Consider the following 236-nt stretch of genomic DNA (forward strand, 5'->3'; position numbering starts at 1 on the left):
CCATTAACCATTTTAATATCGCCTAAATGTTGGCTAAGCGCTGCTTTAATAAGAGGCGACTGTGCACTACCTCCGGTTAAATAAATAACATCAGGCGTAGTATCTGCATCATTTATAGCTTGCTTCGCTAAAGTGACTATTTGGCTAATGCTATCATCTACCGCTAATGCTAAATCACTGACTGAAACATCTTTACTTAATGACGCATCTAAAAAGCTAAGATCGCAGTTATAATT

The 236-nt window shown here is 37.3% G+C and carries 1 pseudogene; it reads right to left on the minus strand.

What is annotated here, in order from left to right:
• A pseudogene (locus AAEY62_RS24730) lies at window positions 1–236 on the minus strand (molecular chaperone); the annotation flags it as partial.

This window comes from Pseudoalteromonas sp. GW168-MNA-CIBAN-0100 (assembly GCF_040309225.1).
GTDB classification, from domain to species: domain Bacteria; phylum Pseudomonadota; class Gammaproteobacteria; order Enterobacterales; family Alteromonadaceae; genus Pseudoalteromonas; species Pseudoalteromonas arctica.